Here is a 16,993-nt window from a genome sequence, read left to right as displayed (position 1 = left end):
ATTGTAAATTTACAAATCCAAAAATTTCTTGATAACGTTTATAATTCCTCAAGTCACTAATCTAAGAGCAACTCATCACTGCACAGAATGTACTGGGAACTATAAAAGATCCCAATTTGGATTCATTTCTTCAGGTGTTTTCCAATCAATATTGTATTTTTCCTTTAATATTCGTTGTATCTCCCTATCAACAACCAAAGACCTACCAAGCCTGATATCTGGTTCTACTAAAGATTCAGCTTCAGTTCTTACTTGATCTATAATAGTATGGAAATATTCGGTATCTTCGATAGGATCGCGCTTTAACGGTTCGGTTTTGGGGAGTAATTCTCTTTTTCGTCTTTTCATAGTCTCACTCATCTAAGTATTTATTTATGGATAATCCTTTGGTATGCCAATTTCTAAATCCATATGTGCTGATACACTTACAATTATATAATATTTTGGAAGTCCTGTTTCTACAGACATATCCGAAATCTCTTTCATTATCTGCGTACATTTCTCGGGATAACAGTGAAAAAGCAAGCCTGCTGTATCAAATCGATAAGATATATTATCACTGTCTAATAATGGCAGCAATTCCTCTTGACGACCTTCGTCTATAATTTTCCTTGCATATTTTCGCATCTTATCGAAATACTTATTGTACTGCCTTATAGGCTTATCATTGATAAGTATCTCATCTCTTTTCTGTAATGCTTCGATAACATAATCTAAATCGTCTTTTTTCATTTTTCTCCTGCTATTCAACATCTAAGAATTTCTCGATAACGGTCATAATTTCCTCAAGTCGCTTTCCGCCGATGCCCTTTATCTTACTCAATTCAGTTTCCAAAGCTGGAAGATCTATTGTCTTGCCCTGTTCACCAAGCAGTTCATCGCCATACTGGAGAATGAACTTAGTCAGTGTTTCACGATCCATTTTCTTTATCTTCTTATAGGTATCTCTATCAATTATCTCTTTCTGTGCCATATTGTTACTCCTGTTCCTTTGAGCTGTTCTTCATATCTGTTTCAATCAGACTCATTATGAGCTCCGTCAAACTCATGCCTTTAGACTGAGCGTATTCCTTGTATTCGTCCTTTTTTCCTTTAGGTAAGTTTATGGTAAGCTTATCACGGCTTCCTTTCATATACCTTATGGTTCTATTCTTGGCATTTTCGTTATACATAAATAGCTCCGATCCCGTTGCTACTTGTAGCAACGCAGCATATTTGGTACTCATAATTGTATCATATAGGGACGTTCCAGTCAAGCCAAAGCAAAAAACTGTAAATCTGCACAAAATAACAATTCGTATAGCCGTCTATATGTGTGCAGCTATCCGAAAGCACATAAGAAATGTGATCATTTCACAGAAAAATATTGACGTATAGCCGTCTATATGCTATAATCTAAGCACAGAATTGAAAAAAATCCCGAAAACCAGTCAGCTGACCTATCGGCTCAAAAACGGGGAGAAAGGAACTGTTATGAAGGAAACATATAAATCACTTGTTAAGCTTTACAAGTACAAGGAAAACGAATATGCTATTGTTCAGGGAATTCATGACGGTATCATCAGAGCAATCAATTATAATTGCCTTGATGAAAACGGAAGGACTACTCAACCGTTGAACGGAATCGAGATGTTCTGCTTCAAGGATGCCAATACAGTTGAGGATATTATCAAGCGGATAAACCTAAAAATCGACTTCGATGAGTACATTAAGCAGCATGACATTGATACCTCTGATATGAAAACTCTTGCAAAAGCATATAAGAAGTTCTATGAGAAGAACGCAAAAACTGCTGCTGTGCAGGAAGAAGGACGGACGCTATAAAAATGGGACGGTTAACTACCGTCCCTTTATCATTTATAGTATCAGCTGTTAGCTTAATTGCATAAAAAATGTAAACAATTTTCTTGATTATTGAAAAATATGCTTATTCATGATATAATAATATGTATATAAGCACATTCTGTGTTTAATAGTAACTATACGATGGGGTGAATAATCATGCCTGAAAAAACAAAAAAAGGAAAAAGGAAATACATTAAATATTCTCAACTTATCGTCCTTTATATTCTGCTTAAATATTCCGATGAAAACAATTTGCTTACAAAAAAGAAAGTCATGCAACATATAAATAATGAATTTGGCTTACATGACATAACAATAGACAATAAGACACTGGACAGAAGTCTTGATGCAATAAGCGAATTCTATGAAATAAAGAATGATCTGTTAGGGCAATATAAATGTGGTACAGATAACAATAAAAAAAGGAAGACAAATATCCGCATTGAGCATATTTTCCACGATTATGAGTTAAGGTATCTAATCGATATGGTGAGTTCGTGTGACTATATTGTAAAAGAAGAACGAAGAGATCTTATAAAGAAACTAATGACACTTACTTCTGAAAATTTTCATTCTAAATTCAAACCATATGTTTTAAACGATACTAAGAAGAGCAAAGTTATGGTAAATGAATTTATGAGGAACATGAAAGTCATACATAAGGCTATCATTGAAAAAAGACAAATTAGTTTTTGCCGCTTGACACGCACACTCAAAGGTTCACTTCTGAATGAGAAAGACAAAGATGGCAATGAGATAATATATACCGTAAATCCTTACAGAACAGTTTTTAATGACGGCTTTTATTATCTTGTATGCAGTAAATCATATGATGATAACCGAATTCCTGATAGGATAAGCAATTACAGGATAGACAGGATGAGCGAGATAGAGATAATATATGATTCAGTTTACTTTCCTGAAACAAGCATTGCTAACGCACCTAAGAACATCGATACAAAGAAATATATCAGTACTCACAGAATGATGTGGGGAGGTAAAACAGAAACTTTTATTTTCAGATGCCCAGAATGGGCAATAACTGAGATAGTTGATTTTTTTGGTGATAATTACAGTATAAAACCACATGACCAAAAAGAATCATTTATTGAGGTTTCAGTCGAAAGCACCTTCGATAATATGCTAATATGGGCAAGACGTTTCTTTGATTTTGTTGAAGTCATTTCTCCGAAATCACTTAGACAGAGATTGAAGGATGATATCACCAAAGCCTATGAAAAATACTGCAGGAATGAATAAAAACTCTATACAGGCAAAACTATAAAAGGCATTTTGCGCATAAAATCGCCTTTTACAGCTCCTGATTTCATCGTGCAAAAACATCCCCTTTTAGGGGTGTTCTGTGTGATATAATAACGTCAGAAAGAAAAACAATGACGTTATTTGAGATCAGGAGGTAAATGTATGTTTATTCCAGAGGAAAGATGGATAGAAATCAGCAGGAGCTTCATTGATGCATACTCTTTGTTTTACAAAGAAGGCAAGGAAACAACTTGGATCAAGCTCAATAACAGAGATATTGAGATTACATTTTTACCAAACGATAATAATGATCCCAATCTTATCAAAGTTATACTGTATTGTCCCGAAATTGAGAGATTTCTGGAGCCGTATTTTGACTTGTCAACTCATGCCACAGAGGAAATAATAAAAATGCTATACTGGCTTGCCAAAAAGCCGCAATTTCTGGATATAACTAAAATCACAACAAGTGATTCCGAAGAGGAGTATGAGCAGCTCAGAGAAACATTAGTTGGTGCATATCAAGATTGTTATTATGATCCTGCTTCAGAAGCGTGGGAGGAAGTTGGAACAGAAATCCGTATCATAGAACTTCACGACAGAGTGTTCAAAGTCATATTTGAACTCGATGACAATGGAATAATTGACGTTTATATCGACTGCGTTACTACAAAAAATTATTGTACCAGATGTGTTTACATAGAAGAACAAAACCCAGAAGACATAATCAGACTTATCCAAGATCTTGCGTGGGAGGAAACATAAACGCTACAGGACAAATTTGTTCTGTTCGGTGTGCTATACAAGAAAACAGCGTACACCATTCATTCCGACAGGAGGTAGCGTATGGATTATTATTCAAGACCAGCTTGGGTAGATGTAAGTCAGAAATTCTTCGAGGCGTATGTCAAGTTCCGCTTGGAAGGTACGGAGAAACATTTGATAGAGCATAACAATAGAAATATAGAGATTTCTTTTTTTGATCACGTTGATTTTGTGTCAGTAGAATTAAATTGTTCTGAGATTATAAGGAGTCTGAGTGGCTGTTATGACGGTTCTTCTCAGAATACAGAAGAACTAATAAGTATGATTCTCTGGCTCGCACTTGATGCTGAGGAACTGGAAGAATACAAGATACAAGCAACTAATTCCGAAGAGGCGTTCGTCAAATTAAAAGATATACTCGTAGAAAAATATCGTTATTGCTATGAGGACACCAGTGGTGAGTCTTGGAAGGCTAAAGGTGACGTAAGTTTTATCATCGAACTTTATGATCGTAGGATCAATGTATACTTTACTCATCATGGTATGTGGGAAGAGAACGGATGGATTGAGGTGTATCTGTATTGTCTTGATACAGGTATTAACTGCTCAATGGTCGTTGATCAGGAAGAAGCTGACACTGAGTATCTAATTAACTTGATACAGGATATGGCATTAGAACCGGAGATCATTGAGTTCAATGTTTCGGATTTCGAATGGGAACACAGCCTTATCAGAGATGCCTTAGTAGGTAGATTGGAGAATTATGGATTACATATTGTCAGGTATCCTTTTAATAATCTTCACTATATTTGGGAAGGCGACGTCATTGGTGATCGATACTTCAAGATACATAACAGGCTTATCAAAATACAGTTTGAGCACAATGACAGCAGCTTAATCATTATTTCCAAATGTTTCACAACAGGAAAATCTTACGAATTAGAGCTTCCTAAGGAAAGTAATCGTGTGGAGGTAGAAGATGTATGTGAGGAACTGATATACAGAATTCAGGAACTCGCATGGGAGAATGCATAAGCGAAATAGGACAAATTTGTCCTATTCAGTGTGTTATAATGTTATTACAGAAAAACACCGTTTATCTTTCTTTTAATAGGAGGCTGTGTATGGATTATATTTCTCTGGAAAAATGGGAAGAACTAAGTAAGTGGTTGGATATCAGCCAGAAATTCTATGAGGCATATACTCGTTTTCGTATCGAAGGTACATCTGTACACTGGTTCAGTATCAATAACAGAAAAATCGAAATTGGCTTTTCTTACGCTGATAGCGAATCAAATTGGATAAACGTTAAGATATATTGCCTTGATTCTAATATATGGTTTTGCGAAGAATTCTTTCTTGATGATGAGGCATGGCTTAACGAGAATAATATAACCAAGTTAATAATAGCCGAGATATACGGACTGGCGTGGAAGCCATTTCCTCAGAAAGTATTCAGGATAGAAACAGACAAATCCGTAAACACATATAAACAGATAGAAAACATACTCATCGAAAAATCACGTCAAAGTATAGATGCTTACTTGGAAAGAGCATGTTTACTTGGGTATGATTCATCAGAATGTATAATAGAGCTTTATGGTAGACAGATCTATGTATTGTCACAAGTCAATGATGCCGATGAGTCATATATAAATTATTGGTTCACATGTATTGATACTAACAGAGGTCTACAGGATACTGTCTTATATGGATTTTCTATAGATAGCGTAATACAAAAGATTTTGTATTTAGCATTGGAACCAGAATGCTTTAAGATAAATACCTCAGATTACTATTGGGAATACGAGCTTATCAAAAGAATCGTAGTCCCTGCGATAAATATATGTCCGTATTCGTGCGAATCCGGTAAGGAAATGGAAGAACGCAGCGTCGAACTTCACAGCAGACAGATCAGGATGCAGCTTAAGTATGGAAGAACCACCTTTATCGAGGTTTTTCTGGACTGCATCACAACTGGCAGAAGCAAATATTGCTTAGTTAGGGAGTATGATGAGGATCCGAAGGAGTTGATAAGAGATATTCAGGAACTCGCATGGGAAAACGCATAAGCGAAATAGGACAAATTTGTCCTATTTAGTGTGATATACTTTTACACAAGCCAAGCTATGATTCAAGGAGGTATGATCATGTATCAGTTCACCCGTGATTCAAAGTACTGCGCCACCTGCGCTCTCTGGTCGGGCGAAAGAAGGCTCTGCGACCAGTGGGGCAGCCGATTAGAGGTCAACAGCCCTATGGCTACGGGAAAATGTCTTAATCAGAATTCAGGATGCTGGAAACAGACCAAGCAGGCAAACGGTGGATGCTCTTCTTTCCAAAAATGGAGAGCTCTAAGATAAGTATTTCCCAAACATAGGCTAACAAGTAATATTCATATCGGACAGTTTTATTCTGTCTGATGTGTCAATGTAATCATAAGAAAAAAGGCAATCAATAAGGAGGAAAAAATATGCGTGTAACATCAGCACAGGCAGCAAAGCTGCTGCGCAAGCTCAACGAAGAACTGAGAGCATTACAGCTTAAAGAGTCAAATTCAAGCAGCTTTGTCGCTGCAATTCAGGAGGACATCGAATCTGTGCGTCCTGCGTATAATTTCAAGGAAATGCGTGACGAACAGAACGAACTCGAAAAGAAGATACGCAAGGTAAAGCACGCTATAAACGTGTTCAACACAGTTACTATCATTCCAGATTTCGATATCACTATCGACGAGATGCTTGTATATATGCCGCAACTCAACAGCAAGGTTGCCCTTCTCTCTAAAATGAGAGACGCAATGCCCAAAGTCAGAGTAAACACAGGTTATTCGAGCGGCGGAACTATCATCGACTATAAATATGCCAATTACGACATAGAAGAAGTCAGCAGAAACTATAACGAGTTATCGGATATTCTGTCAAAAGCTCAGACAGCTCTCGATCTGGTCAATAATACTGTGGAATTTGATATAGATATCTGATTTCACTTTCCGTTTACAGTTCTCACACGCCCCTTTTTTGAATATGACTGTGTTCATGTTCAAGGTTATCGTTTTTCGTTATTATCTATAATTTATATGTTTTTGTAAATGTTCAGTGTAAAGATATTAATGAAAAAACATCTTTTGTGTGAGACTGTAATAAAAACTTTATCTGCCAGCGGAAGTTCGGTTTCAGGCTGGCATTATAAAATATCTTTTTAAGGAGGATTTTGATATGAATATTCATGAATTGAATCGGATTATCTTTAATGAAGCTAAGCAGTATTTAGAGCAAAATGCTAACCCACTGAAATACAAACATTATTTTGAAGAACCACAAATGCACTCCTTAGAAGAAGCCTTTGAAGTTGCAGTAAGCTCAGTAAGAGATATTACAGTGACGGGTGGAGTTATTCATTATGATGATAACTATAACATAATCAAAAACTGCCTTTTCAATTTTGATTACAAACAAGTTCTAAAACAATATGGCAACGGAAAAGACGAACGATATAAAAAACTATTCAATTGCTTCATTGAAAAGATACAACCAGAAGGAACGAATTCATGGGAAAAATTTTCAAAGAATATATGCGGTGTTGCTGAATACTTAGCTCAATTCGATTCTATTGAGTCGATGCTTTCTTCATTCAATCAGCTTAAAAATGCTGATGATAGAATCAATCTTATAAAAGACATCGTTTCACGTAATATAACTCTTTGGAAATTCAAAATGGTTTGCAATTGGTTGAAAGATATAGGAGCAAATGGATTTGCCAAGCCTGATAGTGTTCTTACCTCCATTTTTTTCGAACTAAAACTGGCAGATAAAAATGATGAATCAGTATTTAAGGCAGTAAACTTAATGGCACAGGATAATAATGCTTCGGTATTCTTTGTGGATAGAGTTTTCTGGTTGATTGGGACAAATTCGCCTACAGTTGTTAGCGAGATTGAAAGAAAAAAAGGAAAAAATAAAGAGGATTTTATAAAAACAGTTTTAAGTAAGCTGAATAATAATATAAGAGAAATACAGGAGGAATCTAATATGGGAACATCAATTCTATCAGAGGCAACCACAAAAAAATTTGATCATCAGTGGATTGAACGTCAAATTAAAGAACTGTCGAATGGAAGGTACGAAGTTATTGGGAAATCTATAAATGAATTTTATAGTATTATTTCCAAAGAAGAATGGAAGAAAATTAACTTCCATTATGAGTTAAAATGGACATCAAGTTCACCTATATACCAAACCTCAAACATTAATATACGTATACACTTGGAAAGTCAGCACATCGATAAAGGATTAGATAAGAAGGCAAGAGATTATTTTTCTCGACAGGGTTATATCATCAAGGGAAATACATTTAAGGAAATAGAAGGTAAACCTTTAGAGATATCTATTACACCTGATTTTTCATCTGAGAAAACAGCTCAAAACACAATTAAAGCAATAATAAAAAAACTTGATTCTGATGCATATCAACAGTGCGCAAAAATAGCTGATGAGTGCATAGAAAAGATATTTGGTAAAGCGAAATAGAGCGACAACAGATTCGTATAAACAGGAGGTAAAATGCGAAACATCGATAAATTTCGTGGCTGTCTAATAGGCGGAGCTGCCGGTGATGCCTTGGGATATGCAGTTGAATTTCTGCATGAAGGTCAGATTTTCTCACTATATGGAAAAGACGGAATAACAGAATATACTCTTAGAAACGGTATCGCAAGAATATCCGATGATACGCAGATGACCTTGTTTACTGCAAACGGACTACTTATAGCAGCAGATAACAATTCCGACTACGAAAGCTGTATAAAAGAAATGTATCAATGCTGGTACAGAACGCAGACCGAACCATATCCTTTGCTTGATAAAACTAAGTCGTTTCTGATGGATATTCCAGAGCTATACAGCAGACGTTCTCCGGGCATGACCTGTTTGTCCGAAATTAAAGACGGAGCTAATGGAACAACCGAAAATCCAATAAACGACAGTAAAGGTTGTGGTGGAGTTATGCGAGTTGCTCCTATTGGGCTGTATTTCTGCAATACGCCAATTTCATATGAACAGTCTGATATGCTCGGTGCAGAAGCTGCGGCTCTTACACACGGTCATGACCTCGGCTTTATTCCTGCCGCTGCACTGGTACATATAGTCAGGACTGTTACAGAAAGTGATACATCACTAAAAAAGGCTGTAAAAGATTCAAACGCAGCTATGGAAAGACTGTTTCCAAAATCAGAACATATCACGGATTTTACCGCTATTATGCAGAAAGCCATTCAGCTTTCAGAATTAAATATTGACGATATTTCAGCAATCCATCAACTTGGAGAAGGCTGGGTAGCCGAGGAAACACTCGCAATTGCAGTGTATTGTTCCTTAAAACATGAGAATGACTTTGATATGGCGATAAGAACAGCTGTAAACCATGATGGCGACAGTGATTCTACAGGCGCAGTCTGCGGAAACATTCTCGGAGCATACCTTGGATACAATGGTATACCACAAAAATACAATGATTATCTCGAGCTTCATAACTTAATATGTGAGATTGCAGATAAACTTAGTTGTAATTATAAAACATAATTTTATATAAGAAAAAGACCTGACATTTCAAAATCAATGTCAGGTCTTTTGTTGTTAATTGTACAAAGAATAATGATTCAAAACAGTTTACGCATAGTGTTGCCTTTTTGCATACTCAGGCAACAGCACAATAAATATCCCCTTTTAGGGATATTAGGTGTGATATAATAACATCAGAAAGAAAAAAAGCATTTCCAATAAGGAGGACTTATATGAGAGTTTATCAAGGTTATGGTTCCGGTTCACCTATTTATACAATCAAAGGAAATCAGGTTTATCAGGGATATGGCTCAGGTTCACCTATATATACGCTAAAAAATAGTTGATTGGAGGGCAAATTATGCATGATATTAAAAAAGGCAGACAGTATACATTTGACGGCTTTGAGGTCACAAAAGCCAATAGTAAAGCTTATGAGGCAGCAAAACGATTTGCGGAGGACGCTTCTTCCAAGCCGTTAGCTTTATTTGGAGGAACTGCAACAGGCAAAACACACCTACTTTATGCGGTCAAGAATACAATTGAGCAGAATACTCCTGAGCAAACGGTAATCCTCACAACAACAGCGGAGATGATGTCTTTACTGGTGGATGCTCTTCTTAACTGCGATTCAGCGAAGCAGTTCCGCGAAAAGTATACTCAGGCTGATGTACTGCTGGTAGACGATATTCAGGAGCTTGCCGGCAAGGAAGCTATCCAGAATGAGCTGATACTGATATTCAATTCGTTCTATGAGTCAGGAAAGCGTTTCATGATGACTTCTTCTCAGAAGGAAGCAGGATATGGAATTCAGGATAGGCTGGTCATTCGTGAGTTCTGTGGAGATTTTGCAGTTATCACACGGGCGTATATCCATGCAAAATTTGAGCAAAATCAGGAACGTGATGAGAAACGAGCCTCATTGCTTAAAGAATCAGAACAGGTTTACTGGGGAATATCGCACGATAAGGAATTCAGCATAGAATCATTCAAATCATATTTCAAAAATGTCTGGTCGTATTTCAGCCAAAATATCAGACTTTTCGATATTGACCGTGAAGACGCCAAAATCATCTGCTATCTTAACCGCGTTGATACTGTATTGCACTGTAAATTGCTGTCTAATATCGAAGTATGGGAGCAAAACGCCTGCATTCTGTTTCTTAAAGGACTGATATATACGCTCACCTCCTATGATATCATAATGTATGAAGAAGGATTCTATGGTGATGGTGTCCTGTTCATACCGCTACCGCATCACGCAGGAACATCGGATTGCCTTGAGATTAAGATAGACGAGTTTGATAATTGGTTCAACAGGTACTGCGAAGGATATAAAAGCACACGCAGCGGAAAGAGACTATCAAAGATACATTGGCGTTTGGATAGATGATCGGAGGTATTGATGAGAGTATCTGTATATTCAAGGGAAGCAATTGAGTCCATTATTGCAGATGGCAAGTTCCCCAAAAATACCGCTGTTATCAGCTTTTACGATCCGGCGATAAAGCGTATTGACGAAGATTACTCACACGTTGATTATAGCGGCGTCTGTGATACTGTCTTTTATAGCGAACTTGACGATCTTGACCTTGATGTCCTTAGACGTAAGGGATACACATACGATACTTATTTTCCTGAAGCTCCAGATATTGCCGCATTTGTCTACAGCGCATACGATAAGGGGAGGGATATTATCTGTCAGTGCGAATACGGTCAAAGCAGAAGCGCAGCCACTGCCGCTGCAATACTGGAACATTTTTATCATTCAGGAATATCGATTTTCACGAATTATAATTATTATCCTAATCAAGTAGTTTACCATAAGATATTTGATGCGCTTGAACAGCATAAGAGATACCATGATAACAAATACTATTACGCTGTTGATGCAGAGACTCTAAGGACGCATATATCTAAAATGCAATTGCCAGAAACAATCCTTGAAGGCTATACACATGAGGATGGAAATTCAGCCGTTGACCTTAAATGTGAGCTTGAGAAAGCATTATCAGAGGGAAATATGCTGTACCATACTGCCGAGGAGATTATAAACGCTCTGCTGAAAAAAAGCAGCCTGTATACGCTTCATTTACAGTAACAAAGCCTGTATGTGTATTTGATAAATATTATTTCTGGGATGCATATGCTGTTTGCACCTATTTCAAGTATGGATGCGAAGAAATCCCTGTCGAAATATGGTTTAATAAGTATCGTTCCTCATCTGGAAAAATAGTTTGCAAAAGAACAATGCATACATACAATTACACATTCGGCGTCAAACCACTTCGTTCACTGTCATTTTTTGGCAAGTTATCATGGGACAGTAAAAGAAAAATGATAGATGCTGTTCCATTGATTATAACCAATATACAGAGCGAAAATATGTATTATCAGATGTGGTAGATAAGATGAGTCTTAAGGAGAGGTAATTATAAAAAAGCCGAGAATATTAGTTACTTCCGCCAGAAACGCCCTTCGCTATGTAATGAGGCATTTCTGTGAACCAGGCGTTACCGAATACGCTGAAAAGACCGATACTTATGCAGCTATCTCAATTCAGGACACATATGGTGGTGGCTTCGGCTTTGAACTTAAGAAAAACAAGTATTGCAAGGATGTTCTGACTCTATATTTTGACGATATCGAAGAACCTGAGCATGGGCTGAGACTTATCTCTTTTCCACAGGCGATAGCTATTGTCAAATTTATAAAGGCTCACTCAGAGGATGTTGATACTCTACTTATACACTGTTTTGCAGGAGTGTCACGTTCCCGTGCAGTTGGAGCGTTTGCCAGAGAGGTACTTGATATACCTCCAACCGATGAAACGGATTATAATGAGTACGTTTATGCAATACTGCATCGGGTATGGAAAGAATTGAATAAATAAACTTGTTTTGAAAGGAATGCTATTATGTTAGAATTAAGCGGAAAGTTTAACACAGCTAAGGTGTTTACTGATGTTATTGATAAGAATGCACTGCCTCAGATAACCGAAGTGTGTAATCAGCCTATATATAATACATAATCAAAATAGAGGCGGTGCATTTGTACTGCCTCTATTTTGGGACAATGATAAGAATCATCATGTGCAGCGGATAGTAAACATAGAAGAACCAACGAGAGATTTTCTTTTTCAATGGAGTTCTGCTGCGGTTATGCTTGCCATTATACAAATGTATCGTTATTTTCAAGATTACAAATTTGTAATTCTGAACACAAGAGCATTTTGCCATGATATAATAAGACCATACCACAGAGGTAAGGAAAAGTTCAGGCGCCGAACGGTATTCCTACAGACAGAATATATAAATCAAATAATTATTATTTTTTAAGGAGAGATTGTTATGGAAAAAATGTCATCAACAGAATTAAAGGGCCTTGCACATGCTACTGCAAGAACTGTAAGAACAGGTAATCGTCGAACAAGACCTACAGCACCAACACCTGCCGAAAAGACTAACACAGTAATCGGATATGGAATCAATGCATTGACTGCTAAATACCCAGGAATAAGAGACGTTACCCGTGTTCATCCAATACTCAATGCAAGTGGCAGAACAGAAAGCAACATTGACGAAGTGTCAATGCCGTCTACCGACTTTAAGTGCGCTGTAGAAGAATCACTCACAGATTTGTCTGAGAGATTTTCTCTTAAAACATCTGCAGACGCTTCGTTCTGTGGATTTAAGGCAGGATTTACAGCTGAGTATTCAAATTCTAAAAATAGCACTGAGGAAAGAGCTTACACAAAGATCTATGCACTGACTACTATATATCGCGAGCGTTCAAAGCTAAGTAATTATATCCAGAATCTGGATACTGAGTTTTCTGCAGATCTTAACTCGTCATTGTCGCCGATTACGTTATTTGAAAGATACGGAACTCATCTTATCGTTGGCGCATACTATGGCGGACGTGCTGATGTCAGTCTGTCAACTCTTAAGAATACAGATGAGGAAACATCAGAAATTAAAACTAAGGCTGAAGCAGGCTTCAAGGATATTGCTAAAGTAAGCACCAGTACAGAATGGAGTAATTTCGTGAAAAATATGTCATCCCGTTCGAATTTTCATGCTTCTTCTATTGGTGGAACAGCTTTTGACACCACATCGATGGACAGTTTCCCTTCAGCTTATAAAAACTGGCTTTCTTCGTTTAATAAGTCTAATAGTGTATTTTGTGGTATTCCAGAAAATGGAGCATTTGTTCCTGTATGGGAATTAACTACAAATACAGCACGAAGAAGCGAACTGATGAAGTATTATGATTCAAGGATTGCTGAAATTGACGGAGTACTTGCTTCAAATGATTCATATATAAATGATATTGTGATCGTTTATGACAGTAAGCCGAATAGAGCTAAAGAAAAGTGCCCTAGAGGTTATTATCTGATTGATGCTGACCTAAATAAAGGCTGTGGTTCTGATACGGATTATATTTATCTTTGCTATAAATTAGGCGGTAAGGCAAATGCTGTTACAAATATTCTGTGTGAATACGATGATAAGGAGCTGAAACCAATGACTTGTAATGTTTTGGCGCCTGACGGCATTAGGGCATCGTATAGCCGCCATGCAGAGGATCTTAATCATAATGGAGGAGGTAAATATATTTATCTGCTTACCACTAAAGATAAAGAATATGCTCCTATTCGCCGCCTTGACGTTGATTGCAGTTCTACTTCAAAAGCAAAGGGGCGTGATTGGAGTACCGTAACATGGAAGAATAGCAGGGAGATTGCAGACGTAAACAAAGGCTGCGGTGGTAAAACAGATGATATCTTTATTCGCTACAAGAAATAATATATACTGAATAAAAATGAAACATAGCAAATTTGAAACCAACGTACTAATTCTGAAACTCACGATGATCTCTTACAACATTCTTCGCATCATTGGAACAGCAGCGATGAAAGGCAATGATATGCCCATCCGTCACAGCACGATTAAGCGCAGAAGAATCCGGACTGTGATCGACAATCTAATTCTGATCGCAGGTCATCTGACTGATCACGCACGTAAATTACGACTTGCGCTCGGTCACTCTAACGGCTGGATTTGTACTTTCCTCAGAATCGCTGAAGCGTTTTGAGTTTTGCGGAATCAGGTATTATTAAAAAGGAGCGATCTATCATGGCAAAAACAACTGAAGAAATCAACAACCTCGAAAACAACACAAATCAACCTTTGCAGTTTACTTTCAATGAAGGTAAAGGCAGGAATGTACTTGGATATGGTTTGAATACATTAGCTACGGATACCGATATGATATGTTCATTGCATCCTATGCTTAAAGAAGAGTACAGATCTCAGGATCATATCAGCATCAAAATTGAAAACAAAACAGAATACAGAGCCGAAACAGAAGAATCCGTTGAAAATCTGTATGAAAAGTTTCAGATGACAGATTCGTTGAATGCTAAATACAGTATATTTAGTGCTGGTATCAGCTTTGGTTTTACCAAGGAAGACAGCACTGAGTCTGATCGAGTATTTACTAAAATAGTAGCTATAAGGAAGATTGCCAAAGTATGGCTTGACGAAAACGAATACATAAATAAGCTCGATGAAGATTTTTCAAAAGAGCTCAATGACAGTAATGTTTCTCCTGAAGTATTATTCAGAAAGTACGGCACCCATCTTATAACAGGTGGCATATATGGTGGACGTGCGGATGCTTCGCTTTCTTATCATAAGGATAGTGCCTCACATTCTCAGAATATCAATACTAAACTGAAATTCGGTATAGGCAATATCGTTAATAATGAAACTACTGCAGAATGGAATGAAGCAGCTGAGATTATTGCTTCTAATGCTTTCTTTACTGCCACAGCTTTAGGCGGAAACGGTTTAGCTTGTGCTTCTATGAAAAGTTTTCCAACCGCATATCAAAAATGGTCTGACAGTGTTGATAAGAATACAGCTGTTTTTTGCGGTATATACAGCAATGAGAATTTAATTCCTGTATGGAAGTTTGCTGAAAACAGCAATCGTCAAAAACAACTTCAGAACTATTATGAAGATGAGTATGCAAAAATCGAAGCCAATATTACAAGTGCTTCATATATCGTAGATATTAAGTTTGTCACAGGAAGGAACTGTGAGGATGCTAAGCGCAAACGTCCTAATGGTTATAATCTACTTGAGACCGACCTTAATCACGGTTATAAAATAAGTCAAGGTACTCCAGCTGATATCATATATTTATGTTATAAAATGGGACCAAAGAGTAGAGCCATCACAAATATCCTGTGTACAAGATATTGTTACCCGAAAGAAGAACTTTTCACATCTGAGGAATTAAATAAAGTCATTAGCAGTAAAAACAATCTTAGACAGCAAATGAAAGTGCTGGCTGATATTATAGCGTCTAAGGAATGGACAGATACAAGAGTTCCAGTTGAGCTTACAGACGAAAATGGAATAAAAGTATCTTATGAAACAATTAGACAGGATCTCAATAGTAGACCTTCAATTAATAAAAAAACATTTTCAGATGTCAGTTTTGAAAATGTTTTTGGTCTAGGTTTTGATGGTACATATGTATATATGAATATTACCAGGGATAAGCATTATAAGCCTATAAGAAAATTAGAAGCATATTTAGACAGGACTCCTACTGATGCTAATCATTATATAATAAAATGGGCCGACAGCGCACAAGGCGCCGACCTAAATGATAGTATGTTTGGTAATAGAATTTATATGGCGATGATACGTTAGCATATATTATTTGTATAATATAATCATGATAGAGGCGTTGCAATTGTACCGCCTCTATTTATTGGCGATGATAAGAATCATCATGTGCATCGGATAGTAAACATAGAAAAACCAACGATTGATTTTCTTTTTCAAAGGAGTGCTGCTTCGGTCACGCTCACCGCTATATAGATGTATCGGTATCAAAGCGAGCAGCGCACCATAATTGAAAGAGAAAGCTACAAAGCTGTCGTAGTATTTAAGGAATGTTACCGGCAGAATTATTATCGTTGCTGCAATAAATGCAACCAGCATCTTACACCTGTCATTATTGAAAAAGAAAAATATTATAGTCCAGACCGGAATTATATAGCCCCAGTCCACAAACTGTGCGAATGAAATTGTAATTGCAGTTAATATACCTTTGGCTGTAAAGTCCAGCTTATCATTCGTCAGGATCAGCAAGCAGATGAACGAAAGCACCAGCGCAAATAAGAAGTTCAGACTGCTTATAAACCGCAGTACACTGTCGGGGACACTTCCGTATACATATATATAATATACAGGCTGACTTATGGCAGCGAACAATAGTAATCTGAGTAAGTACCTCTTTTTATCATGTGTATGCCTGAAACCTTCAGCAAGAAAGAAGCACATAATGGGAGCCGTTGTCTTACCGATAAGGTGCAGGATATAATGGGGAGCCGTACCGGCTGGAAGAAAAGTATATGCAATGTGGTCTAAGGTCATAGCAATTATAGCTATGACCTTTATTTGTGTTGCGGTCAATTTTTTCATAACTGAAATACTCCATTGGGAAGAATATCTGCGTTCCTGTGAATGTTTTCTTTGCTT

19 protein-coding genes and 1 pseudogene are annotated in these 16,993 nt (G+C 37.1%); 15 read left to right on the top strand and 5 right to left on the bottom strand.

Annotated features, from left to right (window positions below):
- Positions 1–99 precede the first annotated feature (99 nt).
- From QZZ41_RS06675 to QZZ41_RS06660, 4 genes are read right to left on the bottom strand one after another with little or no spacing between them, the layout of a single operon-like run.
- The gene (locus QZZ41_RS06675; protein ID WP_164174077.1) at positions 100–348 is read right to left on the bottom strand and encodes a hypothetical protein; all 249 of its coding nucleotides are present in this window, start codon (positions 346–348) and stop codon (positions 100–102) included.
- 24 nt (positions 349–372) lie between these two features.
- Entirely contained in the window at positions 373–732 is a 360-nt protein-coding gene (locus tag QZZ41_RS06670; protein WP_295069709.1) for a hypothetical protein, read from the bottom strand.
- A 10-nt stretch (positions 733–742) separates the two neighbouring features.
- Positions 743–973, bottom strand: a complete 231-nt coding sequence (locus QZZ41_RS06665) for a hypothetical protein (protein WP_295069707.1) — start codon at positions 971–973, stop codon at positions 743–745.
- 4 nt (positions 974–977) lie between these two features.
- Positions 978–1,172, bottom strand: a complete 195-nt coding sequence (locus tag QZZ41_RS06660; RefSeq protein WP_164174074.1) for an antitoxin — start codon at positions 1,170–1,172, stop codon at positions 978–980.
- A gap of 301 nt (positions 1,173–1,473) precedes the next feature.
- Here QZZ41_RS06660 and QZZ41_RS06655 point away from each other — a divergent pair, with 301 nt between their 5' ends.
- The 15 genes and pseudogenes from QZZ41_RS06655 to QZZ41_RS06585 all read left to right on the top strand — a co-directional run bounded on the left by QZZ41_RS06655 (position 1,474) and on the right by QZZ41_RS06585 (position 16,159).
- Positions 1,474–1,824 carry a hypothetical protein gene (locus QZZ41_RS06655; protein WP_295069704.1) on the top strand — a complete coding sequence of 117 codons (351 nt, stop codon included), beginning with the start codon at positions 1,474–1,476 and terminating at the stop codon, positions 1,822–1,824.
- Positions 1,825–2,001: 177 nt separating this feature from the next.
- Complete coding sequence (locus QZZ41_RS06650) at positions 2,002–3,105, top strand: WYL domain-containing protein (RefSeq protein ID WP_295069702.1); 1,104 nt, start codon at positions 2,002–2,004, stop codon at positions 3,103–3,105.
- 165 nt (positions 3,106–3,270) lie between these two features.
- A complete protein-coding gene (locus QZZ41_RS06645; protein WP_295069701.1) occupies positions 3,271–3,873 on the top strand; it encodes a hypothetical protein in 603 nt (200 codons plus the stop codon).
- Between the two features lie 81 nt (positions 3,874–3,954).
- Positions 3,955–4,908 carry a hypothetical protein gene (locus tag QZZ41_RS06640; protein ID WP_295069699.1) on the top strand — a complete coding sequence of 318 codons (954 nt, stop codon included), beginning with the start codon at positions 3,955–3,957 and terminating at the stop codon, positions 4,906–4,908.
- Between the two features lie 89 nt (positions 4,909–4,997).
- A complete protein-coding gene (locus QZZ41_RS06635; protein ID WP_295069697.1) occupies positions 4,998–5,945 on the top strand; it encodes a hypothetical protein in 948 nt (315 codons plus the stop codon).
- A gap of 78 nt (positions 5,946–6,023) precedes the next feature.
- Positions 6,024–6,236, top strand: a complete 213-nt coding sequence (locus tag QZZ41_RS06630) for a hypothetical protein (RefSeq protein ID WP_295069695.1) — start codon at positions 6,024–6,026, stop codon at positions 6,234–6,236.
- Between the two features lie 110 nt (positions 6,237–6,346).
- Positions 6,347–6,856, top strand: a complete 510-nt coding sequence (locus QZZ41_RS06625) for a hypothetical protein (RefSeq protein ID WP_295069693.1) — start codon at positions 6,347–6,349, stop codon at positions 6,854–6,856.
- Between the two features lie 235 nt (positions 6,857–7,091).
- Positions 7,092–8,402, top strand: coding sequence for a hypothetical protein (locus QZZ41_RS06620; protein WP_295069692.1), 1,311 nt, complete (start codon positions 7,092–7,094; stop codon positions 8,400–8,402).
- Between the two features lie 33 nt (positions 8,403–8,435).
- Entirely contained in the window at positions 8,436–9,452 is a 1,017-nt protein-coding gene (locus QZZ41_RS06615; RefSeq protein WP_295069690.1) for an ADP-ribosylglycohydrolase family protein, read from the top strand.
- Between the two features lie 340 nt (positions 9,453–9,792).
- A complete protein-coding gene (locus tag QZZ41_RS06610; protein ID WP_295069688.1) occupies positions 9,793–10,824 on the top strand; it encodes a DnaA/Hda family protein in 1,032 nt (343 codons plus the stop codon).
- A gap of 12 nt (positions 10,825–10,836) precedes the next feature.
- Entirely contained in the window at positions 10,837–11,532 is a 696-nt protein-coding gene (locus QZZ41_RS06605; protein ID WP_295069686.1) for a hypothetical protein, read from the top strand.
- Positions 11,533–11,919: 387 nt separating this feature from the next.
- Positions 11,920–12,324 carry a hypothetical protein gene (locus QZZ41_RS06600; protein WP_295069685.1) on the top strand — a complete coding sequence of 135 codons (405 nt, stop codon included), beginning with the start codon at positions 11,920–11,922 and terminating at the stop codon, positions 12,322–12,324.
- 457 nt (positions 12,325–12,781) lie between these two features.
- Complete coding sequence (locus QZZ41_RS06595) at positions 12,782–14,239, top strand: MAC/perforin domain-containing protein (RefSeq protein ID WP_295069683.1); 1,458 nt, start codon at positions 12,782–12,784, stop codon at positions 14,237–14,239.
- A gap of 28 nt (positions 14,240–14,267) precedes the next feature.
- Positions 14,268–14,528, top strand: a pseudogene (locus QZZ41_RS06590) (IS1380 family transposase); the annotation flags it as partial.
- A 41-nt stretch (positions 14,529–14,569) separates the two neighbouring features.
- Positions 14,570–16,159, top strand: coding sequence for an MAC/perforin domain-containing protein (locus QZZ41_RS06585; RefSeq protein WP_295069681.1), 1,590 nt, complete (start codon positions 14,570–14,572; stop codon positions 16,157–16,159).
- Positions 16,160–16,213: 54 nt separating this feature from the next.
- On the opposite strand, the gene QZZ41_RS06580 is transcribed toward QZZ41_RS06585, so the two are convergent.
- A complete protein-coding gene (locus tag QZZ41_RS06580; protein ID WP_295069679.1) occupies positions 16,214–16,936 on the bottom strand; it encodes a TraX family protein in 723 nt (240 codons plus the stop codon).
- Between the last annotated feature and the right edge of the window lie 57 nt (positions 16,937–16,993).

This window comes from Ruminococcus sp. (genome assembly GCF_016283395.1).
This window is presented reverse-complemented; position numbering and strand designations above follow the sequence as displayed.

What these genes read in the sequence shown, in the direction of transcription:
- QZZ41_RS06675 (WP_164174077.1), bottom strand. Translation starts at nt 348, where the DNA reads ATGAAAAGACGAAAAAGAGAATTACTCCCCAAAACCGAACCGTTAAAG.
- QZZ41_RS06580 (WP_295069679.1), bottom strand. Translation starts at nt 16,936, where the DNA reads ATGAAAAAATTGACCGCAACACAAATAAAGGTCATAGCTATAATTGCT.
- QZZ41_RS06600 (WP_295069685.1), top strand. Translation starts at nt 11,920, where the DNA reads ATGAGGCATTTCTGTGAACCAGGCGTTACCGAATACGCTGAAAAGACC.
- QZZ41_RS06630 (WP_295069695.1), top strand. Translation starts at nt 6,024, where the DNA reads ATGTATCAGTTCACCCGTGATTCAAAGTACTGCGCCACCTGCGCTCTC.
- QZZ41_RS06615 (WP_295069690.1), top strand. Translation starts at nt 8,436, where the DNA reads ATGCGAAACATCGATAAATTTCGTGGCTGTCTAATAGGCGGAGCTGCC.
- QZZ41_RS06610 (WP_295069688.1), top strand. Translation starts at nt 9,793, where the DNA reads ATGCATGATATTAAAAAAGGCAGACAGTATACATTTGACGGCTTTGAG.
- QZZ41_RS06645 (WP_295069701.1), top strand. Translation starts at nt 3,271, where the DNA reads ATGTTTATTCCAGAGGAAAGATGGATAGAAATCAGCAGGAGCTTCATT.
- QZZ41_RS06655 (WP_295069704.1), top strand. Translation starts at nt 1,474, where the DNA reads ATGAAGGAAACATATAAATCACTTGTTAAGCTTTACAAGTACAAGGAA.
- QZZ41_RS06605 (WP_295069686.1), top strand. Translation starts at nt 10,837, where the DNA reads ATGAGAGTATCTGTATATTCAAGGGAAGCAATTGAGTCCATTATTGCA.
- QZZ41_RS06665 (WP_295069707.1), bottom strand. Translation starts at nt 973, where the DNA reads ATGGCACAGAAAGAGATAATTGATAGAGATACCTATAAGAAGATAAAG.
- QZZ41_RS06620 (WP_295069692.1), top strand. Translation starts at nt 7,092, where the DNA reads ATGAATATTCATGAATTGAATCGGATTATCTTTAATGAAGCTAAGCAG.
- QZZ41_RS06670 (WP_295069709.1), bottom strand. Translation starts at nt 732, where the DNA reads ATGAAAAAAGACGATTTAGATTATGTTATCGAAGCATTACAGAAAAGA.
- QZZ41_RS06660 (WP_164174074.1), bottom strand. Translation starts at nt 1,172, where the DNA reads ATGTATAACGAAAATGCCAAGAATAGAACCATAAGGTATATGAAAGGA.
- QZZ41_RS06625 (WP_295069693.1), top strand. Translation starts at nt 6,347, where the DNA reads ATGCGTGTAACATCAGCACAGGCAGCAAAGCTGCTGCGCAAGCTCAAC.
- QZZ41_RS06585 (WP_295069681.1), top strand. Translation starts at nt 14,570, where the DNA reads ATGGCAAAAACAACTGAAGAAATCAACAACCTCGAAAACAACACAAAT.
- QZZ41_RS06650 (WP_295069702.1), top strand. Translation starts at nt 2,002, where the DNA reads ATGCCTGAAAAAACAAAAAAAGGAAAAAGGAAATACATTAAATATTCT.
- QZZ41_RS06640 (WP_295069699.1), top strand. Translation starts at nt 3,955, where the DNA reads ATGGATTATTATTCAAGACCAGCTTGGGTAGATGTAAGTCAGAAATTC.
- QZZ41_RS06595 (WP_295069683.1), top strand. Translation starts at nt 12,782, where the DNA reads ATGGAAAAAATGTCATCAACAGAATTAAAGGGCCTTGCACATGCTACT.
- QZZ41_RS06635 (WP_295069697.1), top strand. Translation starts at nt 4,998, where the DNA reads ATGGATTATATTTCTCTGGAAAAATGGGAAGAACTAAGTAAGTGGTTG.